The following is a 13,609-nucleotide window of genomic DNA, read 5'->3' as shown; positions in this document are numbered from 1 at the left end:
AACCCACCGGTTTGTGATGTTTTGCCGCCGTTTCCGCATGATAATGCTCGGCCGAAGGATCGCTGGTTCCGGCACCCCCTACGGCAGAGTCCGATGCGCCTTCGACTGACCACCCTGTTCCTGACGCTTCTGATGTCGGCCGCGCGCGCCGCGCCGGCGCCGCAAGCCGTCGAGATTCCGCTGGCGTCCGGCGTCCTGCATGCGCAGCTCTACAAGCCGGCGGGAGCGGGCCCGTTTCCGACCGTGATCGCGCTGCATGGCTGCGGCGGGCTCGCTGGCCATTCCGATCCCGTGCTGCCGCGTTATCGCGACTGGGCCGAGCGCCTGCTGAGGGCGGGCAATGCGGTGCTGCTGCCCGACAGCTACGGCTCGCGCGAGCTAGGGCCGCAATGCCGCGTCAAGGAGATGCACCTCAAGGCGCGGCGTGAGCGCGTCACCGATGTCGCAGCATCGCGCGCCTGGCTGATGAAGCAGTCCTGGGTGGCGCGCGACCGCGTCAGCCTGATGGGCTGGGCCAATGGTGCGAGCGCGCTGCTCTGGGCCGTGCGCCCGCAGAGCGCGGCGCGCGATCCGGAGCCCGATTTCCGCGCCGCGATCGCGTTCTATCCGGACTGCCGGATTTCCGCCGGCCTCGGCTGGAGCACGCGGATACCGACCCTGGTGCTGATCGGCGCCGACGACGACGTCTCCTCGCCGCCGGCCTGCCGCCAGATGGTGGAGGGCGCGCATGGCCGCAGCGCGCTCGCGCGCATCGTGGTCTATCCCGGCGCCTATCACGATTTCGACCGCGCCAACACGCCGCTGCACGCAGCGGCCGGCAGCAACGACGCCGCCGCGCCCGAGCGCGGCCATCTCGGCACGAATGCGGAAGCGCGCGCGGAGTCGCAGAAGGACGTCGCGCAGTGGCTGGCGCGCTAATTTCGTAGCCCGGATGGAGCGCAGCGAAATCCGGGACGGTGCAACGTGGGGCACGAGCCCCGGATTGCGCTGCGCTCCATCCGGGCTACGCAACCCACGCGAAGCGGGGCCGCCCGAGGAACAACGTGAGGCGGACAGCCCCGCATCGACCACCGCCCTGCACGGAGTATGGCCGACCAGTAATTTACGGATCGCGCGTCAAACCGGTTTCAGCACGTGACGGCGCCTTAGTTCGACCACGATGTCGATTAAACGCAATGCTCATGCGCAACCGCATCACGCTTTTCTCCGCACTCGCCGTGTTCTCCCTCGCGGTCTTCCTGTACGAGGCCCACGCCGGCGCCCCCCAGCGCGCGCCGGAGCATTGCGGTTTCTGGACCACGATCGACGCGGGATTGTCCTGCCGCTAGGCACGGCTCGTCGTACATACTCGCTGTCATCGTCCGCGAAGGCGGACGATCCAGTACTCCGAGACGCCTGTGAGTCTCCGCGAAGCCTCGGCGTACTGGATTCCCCGCCTGCGCGGGGAATGACACCTGTAATGACGCGCGGCTATCATGCCTCAGAACAAATTGCCCTGATCCACCGCCTTGGCCACGCGCTTTGGCGCGGGCTTGGCATCCGCCGCAGCCGATTTTGGCGGCGCCGGCGCGCGCCTGGCGGTCGGTGCGGGCCGATCCGCATCTGCGGTCGCCGCGACACGTCCATCCGCGAACTCGATCTCGAGCCGCGCGTTCGGCCCGACGCTGTCCGCCGCATGCACGGGATGTCCGGCCTCGTCCCGCACCAGCGCGAAGCCGCGCGCGAGCACGCTGCGATAGGACAAGGCCGACAGCAGCTTGCCGCTGTTCTCGACGCGCGCCTCCAGCCGCTGCAGCAGCGTGAGCAGCGCGCGGCCGGCGCGCTCGCTGAGGCGATGCGTGCGCTCGCGCTGACGGGCAATGGCGTTGCGCTGCGCCTGCGCATTGGAGAGTTTTGATGCGCGCAAGCGAACCTCGAGCCCGGCAAAGCGGTCGCGCCGCCGCCGCAGCAGCGAGCGCGTGGAGAGGCCGAGCCGCTCGCCGCACACCGTCAGGCGATGATCGGCCTGCGAGATCTGGCCGTGCAGCACCCGCAGCGTCAGCTTCGAGCTGGCGGCGGTGAACCGGCGGAAATGCGCGTGCGTGTTGGCCTTGAGGCAGCGGGGCAGGGACGCGCCCGCCGAATCCAGCCGCTGCCGGGGAATGGCGAGCAGATCGCCGGCCGCCGGCAGGGCGCGCGCGGCGGCGCGCAATTCGCTGCGGCGGCTTTCCTGGGCGCGCTGCCAATAGGCGCGGGTGCGGCGGCCGAGATCGGCGACCTCGACGAACAGATCGCTGCGCACCGGCACCGCCATCTCGGCCGCCGCTGTCGGCGTCGGCGCGCGCTTGTCCGCGACGAAGTCGATCAGCGTGATGTCGGTCTCGTGGCCCACCGCCGAGATCAGTGGGATCATGCTCTCGCTTGCGGCCCGCACCACGATCTCCTCGTTGAACGACCAGAGGTCCTCCAGCGAGCCGCCGCCGCGCGCGACGATCAAGACATCGGGCCGCGGAATCTTGCCGCCTTCAGGCAGCGCGTTGAAGCCGCGGATCGCGGCCGCGACCTGCTCGGCCGAGCCTTCGCCCTGCACCTTCACCGGCCACACCAGCACGCGGCGGGGGAAGCGGTCCTCCAGCCGGTGCAGGATGTCGCGGATCACGGCGCCGGTCGGCGAGGTCACGACGCCGATCACCTCGGGCAGCCAGGGCAGCAGCTGCTTGCGCGCCTCGTCGAACAACCCTTCGGCGGCGAGCTTCTTCTTGCGCTCCTCCATCAGCGCCATCAGCGCGCCGATGCCGGCCGGCTCCAGCGCCTCGATCACGATCTGGTATTTCGAGGAGCCCGGATAGGTCGTGAGCTTGCCGGTGGCGATCACCTCGAGCCCTTCCTGGGGCTTGAAGCGCATCCGGCCGTGCACGCCCTTCCAGATCACCGCCTCGATCTTGGCGCTCTCGTCCTTGAGCGCGAAATAGCAATGGCCGGAGGAATGGGCGCCGCGGAAGCCGGAGATCTCGCCGCGCACCCGGACATGGCCATAGGTGTCCTCCACTGTCCGCTTCAGGGACTGGGAGAGCTCGGAAACGGTGAATTCGGGCGCGTTGTGAAGTGGTTCCGCAGGCGGCATGAGCAAACGATTCGGGTTGGGGGATCGAGCCCGACGTTAAGGATTTTCGCCGCGCCGCGCCAACCGATTCGGTGCGGCGAGCAGGCCCCTGCGAGCGGAGCTTGACTCGTCTCATATTTCATATATGAAAATTAAAAATCATATATGAGAGGAAGCGGACCTGATGGCTGTGGTCACCGATCCCAACGACCCGCGCGGACGCATGTTCGGGCCGTACCGGCTCAAGCCGAACAGCGGGGTCAACCCGCCTTATTCGCCGGCCTATCCTGTCGAGTGGGGCTGCACCCTGCGCACCGTCGAGGTCATGACCCGCGTCGCGCCGGGCAAGGTCGCCGCGCTGCTGGCCGACACCCCGTTCGAGATCGCGAGCGATCGGGTGGCCTTCCGCTTCATGCGCTCGCCCGGCCATTCGCTGGCGGTGCACGCCGGAGAGATGTTCGACCTGATGATCTCGGTGCCTGTGCGCTACAAGGGGCTGTTCACCGAGACGCATATCTTCATGTATTGCAGCGATCCCATGGGGATCTGCGCCGGGCGCGAGGTGTTCGGCTACACCAAGAAGGATACAAACTACGCTTTCGATGAGCATCCCGACGGATCGATCACGGGGTGGGTCCGGCGCCGCGGCATTCCGCTCGCCGATTTCTCCTTCACGCCGGACAGTTCGGCACCTGTCATACGCATTGTCGACGGCGACGAACTGCCGGCGGGCGAGATCCACGTGCGCCGCCTGCCGGATCCCGAGCGGCTCGCCACCGCCTATGCCGACATCGTCTATCGCCGCACGCCGTTGAAATATTCCAAGCCGGCGCCCGGCCGCGCCACCATGACCCTGCACGCCAGCGCGTACGATCCCATCGCCGACCTCGATCCGGAAATCCTGGGCGCGCATTTCATGGTGTCGGACGTGTATGGCGGCGGATTTGAGGTCGAGGACCGGCGGCTCATCGAACGGCTCGTTCCGTAACGACAAGATCAGCCTGCGCGCAATGCACGTGCGGGCGGCAAATCAACGTGCAGAAGCACGGGCGAGGCAGGGAGGGTTTGAGATGGTCGATCGATATCGGGTGAGCCGCCGCGGGTTGCTGGCCGGCGCTGGTGGCCTTGCCTTGGGCATGACAGGTCTTGGTGCGCAGGCGCAGGATGCAAAACCGCTTCGCATCGGCGTGCTGACGGACATGTCCAGCCTCTATGCCGATGTCACCGGTCCGGGCTCGGTGCTGGGGGCCAAAATGGCGGTCGAGGATTTCCAGGCGGCCCACAAGATGACCCGGCCGATCGAAATCATCAGTGGCGACCACATGAACAAGGCCGATGTCGGCGCCAACATCGCGCGCGAATGGATCGATCGCCAGGGCGTCGACGTGATCGTCGATGCGCCGAATTCAGCCGTCGCGCTCGCGGTCCGCAACGTCGTGCAGCAGAACAACAAGACGCTGCTGGTCTCCGGCGCATCCTCGTCCGACCTCACCGGCAAGTCCTGCTCACCCAATCTCGTGCACTGGACCTATGATACATACGCACTCTCGTCGGGTGTCGCGCGCGCTGTTGTCGAGAGCGGCGGCAAGAGCTGGTTCCTGCTCACTGCCGACTACGCCTTCGGCCACGCCATGGAAGGCGACATCAAGAACGTCGTGCAGAAAGCCGGCGGCAAGGTCCTCGGCGGCGTGCGCACGCCGATCAACACGCAGGACTTTTCTTCGTTCCTGTTGCAGGCCCAGTCTTCGAAGGCGGAAATCATCGCCTTGATCAATGCCGGCGGCGACACCATCAATTCCATCAAGCAGGCGGTGGAATTCGGCATTCCCCAGGGCGGCCAGCGCGTGGTCGCGACGGTGCTGTATCTCAGCGACGTGCACTCGCTCGGCCTCAAGATCGCGCAGGGCCTGCAGTTCACCGAATCCTTCTACTGGGACCTGAACGACGATACCCGCGCCTGGACCAAGCGATTCGCGCCGCGCAACAACGGGCGCTATCCGACCGCGCTGCATGCCGGCGCCTACGCCACGACGCTGCATTACCTCAAGGCGGTGGAGGCGCTCGGCGCCTCCGGTGACGGCAAGGCGGTGGTCGAACAGATGAAGAAGCTGCCGACCGATGATCCCCTGTTCGGCAAGGGAAGCGTGCGCGCCGATGGTCGCAAGCTGCACAACATGTATCTGTTCGAGGTGAAATCTCCCGGCGATTCCAAATATCCCTGGGACTATTACAAGCTGGTCAAGACCATTGCGCCGTCCGAGGCCTGGCGGCCTCTGGCAGATGGCGGCTGCGAGTTCCTGAAGTCGTGACCGCAAGTGACCGGCGGCCGGTGGCGCTCGTCACCGGCGGCGGCGGTGATATCGGACGCGCCATTGCGCTGAAGCTGGCGCGGATGAGCGCTGCGGTCGCTATCGTCGACCGCGATGAAGCGGCCGCCAACGCTACGGCGCGGCTGGTCGAGCAGGCCGGGGCGAGGGCACTCGCGATTCTCGCTGATGTTTCGCTTGCTCAGGATACGGTCGCTTTCGTCGAGGCGACCGAAGACCGCCTGGGACCGATCGGCATTTTCGCCAACAATGCAGGCATCGAGGGCGTCGTCGCGCCTCTCCACGAATATCCGGACGAGACATTCGATCAACTGCTGCAGGTGAACGTGAAAGGGGTATTTCTGGGCCTCAAGCACGTGCTCGCACGCATGATGCAGCGTGGGACGGGCGCCATCATCAACACCGCCTCGACGTCTGCGATCCGGGGGCGTGCAGGGCTTGCCGGCTACGTCGCCTCCAAGCACGCCGTGCTCGGACTGACGCGTACGGCGGCGCTGGATGTGGCCGGCACGAAAATCAGGGTCAACGCCGTTCTGCCCGGACCGGTGGAGTCGCGCATGATCCGGGAATTGGAAGGCCAGGCGCGCGACGGCGGCATCGCCTTGCGCCGAAGCGATGCGGTGGCTCATGGCCGGCCGCAGGATGTCGCGAACATCGTCGCGTTCCTCGCCTCCGATGAGGCGGCGCATGTCAATGGCGCCGCCTGGGTCGTGGATGGAGGGATGACCGCAACCTAGGAGACGCCGCCGATCTTCTCGGAGACGATCCTGGCCGCGCTGCGCAGCTCGGCGGCGATGGTGCTGGCCTCGGGGGCGGGGATCTGATCCTGCCTCACCAGCGGGACGGTCATCGCCGCCACCGCGCGGCCGGAGGCTTCGATGATCGGGCAGCTATAGGCAAGGATGCGCGTATAGCCGTCGTCGTTGGAGAAATTTCCCCCGTCCGCTGAAATGCGGTCGAGCGCGGCGAGCGCCTTCTTGGCGCTGATACGGTCATTGGCGGCGATGACCTGTGCAAGCTCCTGGCGCCGGCCCTCGAGCTGAAAGGCCGCCAGGACCTTCGCCGAAGCATATTGCTGCGTGAGCGGAAACACCGCGCCGACCTTGACCGACCAGCCCATCAGCCATTCCGGCTCGATACGGGCGATCACCATGAACTGCTCGCCGTGCAACACCGTGAGGTGGCAGGACAGCTGCACGCGGGAGGCCAGCTGCTCCATCACCGGCAGCGCCGCCTTCAGCAGCCGCTCGGTCGGCGGGAATTGCGAAGCGATCCGGAACAGTTTCAGCGTCAGAGTATATTCGCCGGTTGCGGGGTCGCGCGCGACATAGCCCCGACGCTCCAGCGCCACCAGCATCCGGAAGATCTCGCTGACGGAGCGGCCGACGGTCTCGGCGAGCTGTTTCTGCGTGAGCCCCCGCGACGCGCCCGCCAGCGCCTCCAGAAGATCCAGCCCTTTTTCCAGGGCGGGCGCTCCTGGCTGCAATTTCTCAGCGGTCATCCATCAGGCCTTGTGGGGTTCGCTCGCGCGAGCACATCTCGACTCCCTGTACCCGATCGTTGGCGCGGCGAAAAGTCGCCCGCCCAGGCCACGTACGCTGATCGGCTTCTTCTCATCGGCGAGGCGTTCCCCGCTCTGGACGGCCTTCGTCAACGGCGGCGGCCTGATCGTCGGGGGGGCTCTGGATGCGGCGCGGTTGGTGGCCGAGCTCGACGACATCATCCACCAGCCGCTGCGGCTGAAGATCATAGCAGCGCTGAAGGCACTGCTCGTGTCGGCGGCCCTGAAGTTTTCAAGGCTAAAGAAACTCACCGGCGCCACCGACGGCAATCTCGGCGCGCATATCGAGACGCTGGCAAGGCGGGCTATGTGTCGGTAGAGGAGGCTTTCGTGGCGAAGTAGCCGCAGACCACGGTGACCGCCACGGCCGCTGGGCGCGGCGCGCTTGCGCGGCATGTGGCGGCGTTGCAGGAGATTATTGCGGGGAAGCAGGGGTAGGCCCCGCGGACCAGCGCTTTCTCTCCCCGTCATTCCGGGGCGGCGCAAATCGACGAATCCGAAATCTATTTCGCCATCGATGCAGTTGCCAGCTGAATTCCGAGATCCCGCTGGCGCGCCCTCAGAATGACAGAGACTACGCGGAGGGCCGCCACCAATAGTGTTAACCGTTGCATTTAGTTTTGTAGCAGCAACGTCCCGGCCGCTCCTACTAGGGTCGTTGCGACCGGGCGCTTCGATCATCTATGCTACTCAATGAAGCAAGTCTCTCTTGAGATCATGAGCAACGCTCTCGACAATATCTTTGTCGCCCTTGTTCCAACACATGCTTTGAATTGCTTCCAGCTTTTGACCGGTAGCTGCTTCAAGTTTTTCTTTCTCCTCCTTGCTCCCAGCAGCTTTATCCAACTCCTCCTGAAAGCCGGCCTCCTTGGTGAAGGCCCAACGAACGAGCATCTCATCGAGGGTGCTGAGATGAAGTTGGAGGCGTGCGACAGTTCGAATGCCTTTACAAATGTTGTAGACGCTCTTTGGGCGGTTCGCGTAGTCGATCAATGGAGCTATCGGATTTGCGCCATCTCCTAAGCCGCTATCAACCGACTTAAGCGCTTTTGCGAGTGCAGTTCGTATTGAGTCATTTCCACTATTTGTACAACTTCCGCCGGCGATAGAGACCATATTGCATTGTCTGTTCGCCAGTTCGACGCTGTTGAAGATTGTCTCTGGAGTAATGGGCCCTGACCCCTGAAGTACTATCGATCCATGCCTCCGAACATAGATGACCAAGTTTCCGTGGTTCTCATCAGGATTGTCAAAGAGGCTGGGAATTTCAATGGTAATCTTGCCATTCCTTTCACTATCGTCAGGCGCAAAGTGCGTTTTTAGCACGTAGCCTTTCGAAACTTGGTTTTGCAGCGTCCCTGCGGCCTGCAAAGCAGATTGAAAGTTTTGTGCAACCTTTTGCTCGGCTGCGACCACCGGAGAGGCTAGGAAAGCGGCTCCAGACGCCCAGCCCGCCGCTGCACTCGCCGAGCTAAAGAGGCTGACTAGGTTTTGGACCGCGGCGATGTTTTCTGTCTTGCCTCCAACGACGATGAACTTGATCCGAAAATCGTCAAACTCATCTTTTGTCCCGCCTCCATTCCACTGAAGCATTGGAAACGTCGGTCGAAGAGTTTCGTCAAAGAAGCAGCCGTTACCTGCGGTCGCTGTGCCCGAACTCGCACCTCTCGCTGCTAGAACGAGTTGGCTGCCTCCCTTTAGTAGATCAACAGCCACTCGACCGTTCAATCGTTGTTGGATGTCTGCCTTCACTGAAAGTACCACGCCGTTTGTGACTCCGAACAGCGCTTTGAAGAAATTGATGAAGTTAGGATTGTCGGCGCAGTCGTTGTACTTGTTGTTGAATTGTGGAACGATCTCTAAGGAATAATAGAAGTCATATCGACCAAGTGGCTGTGGATGCGCCTTGACGAAAGCGCGATAGGACGCATCAGCATGCACGGCCGCATCCCAGCCGCCCGCGACAATGCTGACCTTGCTGCTCATGGGATTCTTCTTGTCGACAATGGTCTCTGTGCCGCTCGCCATGTCGGACATGCAGGCGAACAAAATGCCGATAATAGTAACAAAGCACTTCATAAGCTCCCCCTTTAAGAAAAGAAAGAAGCTCAACTTAAGAATGCATTATTGTCAATGGCAATTTGTTCGCAGCTATCGACCCGTGCGTTGCGCTCGCCTTCGTCGGCTCCCTCTTTGTCGGGCACTGCGAAACCTCCCACGAAGAAACCGCCAGCCAAATACAAGGCGCTCTTTAGGCCAGACCGCCTCACATAGGATTGCGGTGACAGTCCTGGACTGTCACCGCAATTCCAACAATCGGACGTTACTTGCTGCGATCAATCGCCTTTCCTGGCTGTTGAGGATAAGGCATTTGTGCTTGGTGCGGCCAGCAGGCCAGCGGCGTTTGCCCTTGCTTTGAGATAAGCGAGTTCTCGCGGTGAGCGATCGGATGTTTCGATTGCTAACGCTGATCCAAACTTCGAAATCAACTGCTGAATATATTTCTTCTCAAACTCTTCATGCCCGCGAAGCCGCCAATTCAGTGAACTGTAGCGGAAAAGACTGAACAGGTTCGTGGCGTCGTTGCGAGCTTCGAAGCCGCCCCATAGTGCTTCGTGACAGCGATCAAACAACGAGGGTATGCGTTCATTAAAAAGGAAATAGTACGCGTTCATCAACTGAAACATCTCTTTGTCTCCAAGTGTCGAAGACAGCTGAGAAAGCTCGATAATTGCTCGAGTCTGATTATAGTGATCCTTGTTGTCGCTGGAAAGACTCATAACAGGCGCAAGAATCTTCTTTATCTGCGTCTCATCCTTCGACTCCCGGGCTCGGAGAATGGCTATGTTGTTGGCGACAACGTTAGCATTCTGCTTTCGGCATTTAGTTTCGTGGGCTGCTAGACGTTGTTGTCGTCTCGGCGCATTGTCGTCGAGTCTAATCAAGATGGATTGTGCTTGCAAAGCACTTGCCGAATGCTTGTCTATGGATAGAGCGAGTTGCGCGTATTCCCTTGCTCCATCGCTGTCATCCAGAGATTGATAGCACAGGGCTAGGCTGACCAGTACGATCTGTCTGGTCGCAGATGGAAAGGGGTGCTCCGCGACGTCGAGCAGGGTGTCGCGTGCTTTCTCAGTTTCGCCTATCATGCGGAGCGATCTGCCGTAGTCGGCAAGCAAGCGTGATCGGTGGTCCGAGTCGCTATCCTCTCCTATGAGCGGGAGGATTTGTTCACAGAAATTGACGGCTCCGCTGAAGTGATCCCCGTCAATCAACGTGCCGGCAAAAGAGTGCGCCAAACCCAAGGAGCGCTCGATTTCACGATGATCGTCGTGCTCTATTGCGTCAGCGAAAAGTCTTAAAATAATCGCGGCTGCATTCTGAATGTCTCCGATCGGGCAGTCGGGATTATCAAAACGGTACGCAGCCTTCGACTTCATGAGACCCGATTTCCAACGGTCTCCGAAATAAAGCTCAGCAGCCTTTTGGTTTAGCTCTCGGAATTCATCTTCCTCCATCATTTCCCGAAGGCATTCGCGCGTTTGGCGTGGCACAACTAGCGTGCGTGCCTGAGTGTCCGATGTCTGGCTTTCAATCTTCTGGAGAGTTGTTACCTCGATCAATTGCCGATCTAGCAATTCTTCGGCGTGAGGAAGGAAGAACGGCGCATTCAAGTTGAAGCGCTTAATTCGGGATAACCGTTCTCCCTGAGGAAATATCATCAGCGCCTTCAGTAGCGAAAAGACTCTGCGTTGATTCGCATCCGATGATTCTCCCAGTTCTCGAAGCGAGCGCACTAGTGCAGGGTGAAATCGTCCCCCGACTGGGGTTGTCATCATTAGGTCGGTATTCGAGCTTAGAAGTTCCGATAGCGTGACTACCTCTAAGTGTTTGAGGGCTTGGTCAACGCGCGTCGGGATGCCGTCTGTGTGGCGATGTAGGGCGCCAACAGTGGCAGTGCTGGCGCGGTCAGGTCCGCCCTTTTCATGGTCTAAGACGTAAGCTCTCAAGTCGGCGACGTCGAGCGCGGCAACTTCAATAACGGGAAATGTGGGGCGCTTTGGAGCACGGCGCGTCTTTATGATGACGTTGAGCTGTGGACAAAATTCGAGGATTATGGCGACCAGCTCTTGGAGGTCGTCTTCGGCAGAGGTGTCGTTCTCAGCGTCCGTGAAGTTCACGGGGAAATCATCGAAGAGGACATATGAGACGCCAACGTTCGCCACTTCCTCGGCGAAACGGTCGAGACTGCAACCTAGTTTCCTCTTAACATCCTCGAGTAAATGATCGCGATTAACGAAATCGCTGAGGTCGACGCGAAACGTCGGCGACGCTATGTGACCTCTAGCTTGCTTGACGCTCGACAGAAAACCATCTTCGCCCATGCCCCATTCAGAAACTAGCCAAAGGCAGCGGTGGGTAGAAAGTGCGTCCAAGCTAGCCTGTTGTTCTATTCTCCGAACACTTTGATGCGCGGGGAGTAGTGGTAAATGATAACGTACCTTTTTTAGGATATCTTCAGATTTAGTCGGAATCTGAAGAGCCGTTGATTGGAGCGGTGGAGGCTCTTCAGCTTCTCGTGCCTTGCCGTCCGGAAGGCCTCGGTCGATCAACTGGTAAGACCCATCTGATTCTCTCAGATGAAACTTCTGGTCGCGTCCTAATGATTTCGCGCCATCTTGTCGGCTTGTCAAAATCCTAGGCCAAACTCTAACTTCAATATTGGAATTGTTGCGGCGTGCTCGCCCGACGGAATAGCCGTGTATTCGATCGAGCTTTTTGTCAATCGTTCGTAGTCCGAACAGGGAGGCGCCTTGCACAGATCGTCTAACGCTACCGCCGCCCGCCGAAACACTTTGGCTCGCTGGTGCGTGCATATGTCCGTAAAAATGCGCGTCAAACCGCTGCGATGGATTTATGTCGCTGTCCCAGAAGGCGAGACTATCGGGATGGAGCCAATCCACAGGGTGGTGCGTGATTAGGAAGTTCAAATCATGATTGTCGCACCAAGCCGCGGGGCTTCCATTGGTAACGCCGTGGAGCTGGCGAGCATCGACGTGAAGTTTTCCCAGATACTCACCGCCATCGATCTGTAGCCACGTCGAATTTAGTAGAACCAATCCGATCTTTAGCTTTCCTTTTTGAATTGCAAGCGACTGGTCCCCCGGCAGTAGTCCCACGCTCTCGGGCTTCAAGGTTGGAATGTTTGAGGCATCTAGCCGATCTTGCCACAGACTGAATTCGTTTAGCTGCTCTTCAACTGCCGCGCGGTAAGGACTTTTATCATCGGCGAAAAACTCATCGTGTAGATGTGAAAACGCCCACCATTCCTTCAGCACCTGATGAGCAGGTCCCAGCTTCTCCAGCCACTGAACGTCGTGGTTGCCCGGAATGGCGACGAGGGCGGGTTTTGAGCCTTGCTTCGCAAAAGCATCCCACATTTCAGACAAGATTTCGTCAAGCCTATCGAAGTCCTTCCGTGTACCCATTTGCGTCAGGTCGCCGGAAAATATCACTGTATCGACACGCCCGGCAGCATCCTGCATCACTGCAAGATCCTCGTAGAATGAAGCCTTGAAGGTGGGCCAAAGCCAATCTTGACCGCCCATGCCAGCATGCAGATCGGTAACATGCAGCCAAGTCAGGGAATCGTCATCGACAGATGTGGTTGTCATTAAGTTCTACTTTAGGCTGCTAAAAGGAGGGTGCGTCTCGAAATAGGTTGTTTTGAACGTGGTCGCAACTATGACGAGACTGCAACGAAAACTCATTGGCTGTCAAAGGTCAGCGGACGGAATCAATGGTTCCAACCTTGCGCAGATCAATTCATCATGCCGCGGTAGTCGCCGGCGCGTAGCCTTGGCGGAAGCAAGCTCCTCCAACGGAGGCTGAGGCATGATTCCGATCCGGGCCGTCGTTGTGGAGCTAGTTCAGATCCTAAGGTCGGCACAGCGGCACGAAGCAAGAAACCAACGAGCAATAGTCATCTGACCCATTCCATAGTTTCGCTGCGGCCTGGTGGATTTCGGGCTCGCGCCAAGAGGCGCGCCTCCGAATGACGGGGAGTTTGGGGCAACACCCCTTGAGACTCGCGGCAATTCATGCGACCTCCGCCCCAGCAAAACCCCTCATTCTGAGCCCTCGATGCACATTCTCCTCCTCGGTTCCGGCGGCCGCGAACATGCTCTCGCATGGAAGATCGCGGCCTCTCCCCTGGTGACCAAATTCTGGTGCGCGCCCGGCAATGCCGGCATCGCGAAGGAGGCGGAATGCGTGGCGCTGGATGTCGCCGACCATGGCGCGGTGATCGATTTCTGCAGGACCAACAAGGTTGAGCTGGTGGTGGTCGGGCCGGAGACGCCGCTGGCGGCCGGCATCGTCGATGATCTCACCGCCGCCGGCATCAAGGCGTTCGGGCCGAGCAAGGCGGCCGCGCAGCTCGAAAGCTCCAAGGGGTTCACCAAGGCGGTGTGCACCGAGTTCGGCATTCCCACGGGTGCCTACAAGCGCTTCACTGACGCCAATGACGCGCGCGCCTACGTGCAGAGCCAGGGCGCGCCGATCGTGGTCAAGGCCGACGGGCTTGCCGCCGGCAAGGGCGTCGTCGTCGCCAAGACCGTGCGCGAGGCGGAGGACGCC

Annotated in this window: 10 protein-coding genes and 1 pseudogene; 7 read left to right on the top strand and 4 right to left on the bottom strand. The window is 60.7% G+C overall.

The genetic code is table 11. The features are described 5' to 3' along the window. Nucleotides 1–93: 93 nt before the first annotated feature. Nucleotides 94–918, top strand: a complete 825-nt coding sequence (locus SE92_RS18825) for a dienelactone hydrolase family protein (protein WP_063197348.1) — start codon at nucleotides 94–96, stop codon at nucleotides 916–918. A gap of 257 nt (nucleotides 919–1,175) precedes the next feature. Next, nucleotides 1,176–1,328: a hypothetical protein gene (locus SE92_RS35945; protein WP_157095551.1), complete on the top strand. Its 153-nt coding sequence runs from the start codon at nucleotides 1,176–1,178 to the stop codon at nucleotides 1,326–1,328. 152 nt (nucleotides 1,329–1,480) lie between these two features. Here the strand turns inward: SE92_RS35945 and xseA are convergent, their stop codons facing one another. Further along, nucleotides 1,481–3,103 (bottom strand): exodeoxyribonuclease VII large subunit, encoded by a 1,623-nt coding sequence (gene xseA / locus SE92_RS18820; protein ID WP_063197347.1) that lies wholly within the window; start codon nucleotides 3,101–3,103, stop codon nucleotides 1,481–1,483. Nucleotides 3,104–3,266: 163 nt separating this feature from the next. Between xseA and SE92_RS18815 the strand changes: the two genes are divergently transcribed. The 3 genes from SE92_RS18815 to SE92_RS18805 all read left to right on the top strand — a co-directional run bounded on the left by SE92_RS18815 (nucleotide 3,267) and on the right by SE92_RS18805 (nucleotide 6,146). Next, nucleotides 3,267–4,070 (top strand): acetoacetate decarboxylase family protein, encoded by an 804-nt coding sequence (locus tag SE92_RS18815; RefSeq protein WP_198172702.1) that lies wholly within the window; start codon nucleotides 3,267–3,269, stop codon nucleotides 4,068–4,070. Between the two features lie 82 nt (nucleotides 4,071–4,152). Then, nucleotides 4,153–5,391, top strand: coding sequence for an ABC transporter substrate-binding protein (locus tag SE92_RS18810; RefSeq protein WP_084251848.1), 1,239 nt, complete (start codon nucleotides 4,153–4,155; stop codon nucleotides 5,389–5,391). Continuing rightward, entirely contained in the window at nucleotides 5,388–6,146 is a 759-nt protein-coding gene (locus tag SE92_RS18805; RefSeq protein WP_063921225.1) for an SDR family NAD(P)-dependent oxidoreductase, read from the top strand. The genes SE92_RS18810 and SE92_RS18805 overlap by 4 nt, the downstream gene beginning before the upstream one ends. Here SE92_RS18805 and SE92_RS18800 read toward each other — a convergent pair. Continuing rightward, nucleotides 6,143–6,910, bottom strand: coding sequence for an IclR family transcriptional regulator (locus tag SE92_RS18800; RefSeq protein WP_063197343.1), 768 nt, complete (start codon nucleotides 6,908–6,910; stop codon nucleotides 6,143–6,145). The two genes, SE92_RS18805 and SE92_RS18800, sit on opposite strands and share 4 nt — an antisense overlap. 199 nt (nucleotides 6,911–7,109) lie before the next feature. On the opposite strand from SE92_RS18800, the pseudogene SE92_RS18795 reads away from it, so the two are divergent. Beyond that, a pseudogene (locus SE92_RS18795) lies at nucleotides 7,110–7,408 on the top strand (transcriptional regulator). Nucleotides 7,409–7,660: 252 nt separating this feature from the next. Here the strand turns inward: SE92_RS18795 and SE92_RS18790 are convergent. Together SE92_RS18790 and SE92_RS35940 are read right to left on the bottom strand one after the other, a co-directional pair. Continuing rightward, on the bottom strand, nucleotides 7,661–9,082 hold the full coding sequence (locus SE92_RS18790; protein ID WP_063197341.1) for a hypothetical protein: 1,422 nt from the start codon (nucleotides 9,080–9,082) through the stop codon (nucleotides 7,661–7,663). Between the two features lie 224 nt (nucleotides 9,083–9,306). Further along, nucleotides 9,307–12,645, bottom strand: a complete 3,339-nt coding sequence (locus SE92_RS35940; RefSeq protein WP_157095550.1) for a metallophosphoesterase — start codon at nucleotides 12,643–12,645, stop codon at nucleotides 9,307–9,309. A 469-nt stretch (nucleotides 12,646–13,114) separates the two neighbouring features. Between SE92_RS35940 and SE92_RS18780 the strand changes: the two genes are divergently transcribed. After that, nucleotides 13,115–13,609, top strand: a 495-nt coding sequence (locus SE92_RS18780) for a phosphoribosylamine--glycine ligase (protein ID WP_502686768.1), incomplete at its 3' end; no start/stop codon positions are given.

Source organism: Bradyrhizobium sp. AT1, assembly GCF_001590795.1.
Taxonomy (GTDB): Bacteria; Pseudomonadota; Alphaproteobacteria; order Rhizobiales; family Xanthobacteraceae; genus Bradyrhizobium.
Note: the sequence above shows the minus strand (reverse complement) of the source record. Positions and strands in the feature narration are given on the sequence as shown.

What these genes read in the sequence shown, in the direction of transcription:
- SE92_RS18825 (WP_063197348.1), top strand. Translation starts at nt 94, where the DNA reads ATGCGCCTTCGACTGACCACCCTGTTCCTGACGCTTCTGATGTCGGCC.
- SE92_RS35945 (WP_157095551.1), top strand. Translation starts at nt 1,176, where the DNA reads ATGCTCATGCGCAACCGCATCACGCTTTTCTCCGCACTCGCCGTGTTC.
- SE92_RS18800 (WP_063197343.1), bottom strand. Translation starts at nt 6,910, where the DNA reads ATGACCGCTGAGAAATTGCAGCCAGGAGCGCCCGCCCTGGAAAAAGGG.
- SE92_RS35940 (WP_157095550.1), bottom strand. Translation starts at nt 12,645, where the DNA reads ATGACAACCACATCTGTCGATGACGATTCCCTGACTTGGCTGCATGTT.
- xseA (WP_063197347.1), bottom strand. Translation starts at nt 3,103, where the DNA reads ATGCCGCCTGCGGAACCACTTCACAACGCGCCCGAATTCACCGTTTCC.
- SE92_RS18815 (WP_198172702.1), top strand. Translation starts at nt 3,267, where the DNA reads ATGGCTGTGGTCACCGATCCCAACGACCCGCGCGGACGCATGTTCGGG.
- SE92_RS18810 (WP_084251848.1), top strand. Translation starts at nt 4,153, where the DNA reads ATGGTCGATCGATATCGGGTGAGCCGCCGCGGGTTGCTGGCCGGCGCT.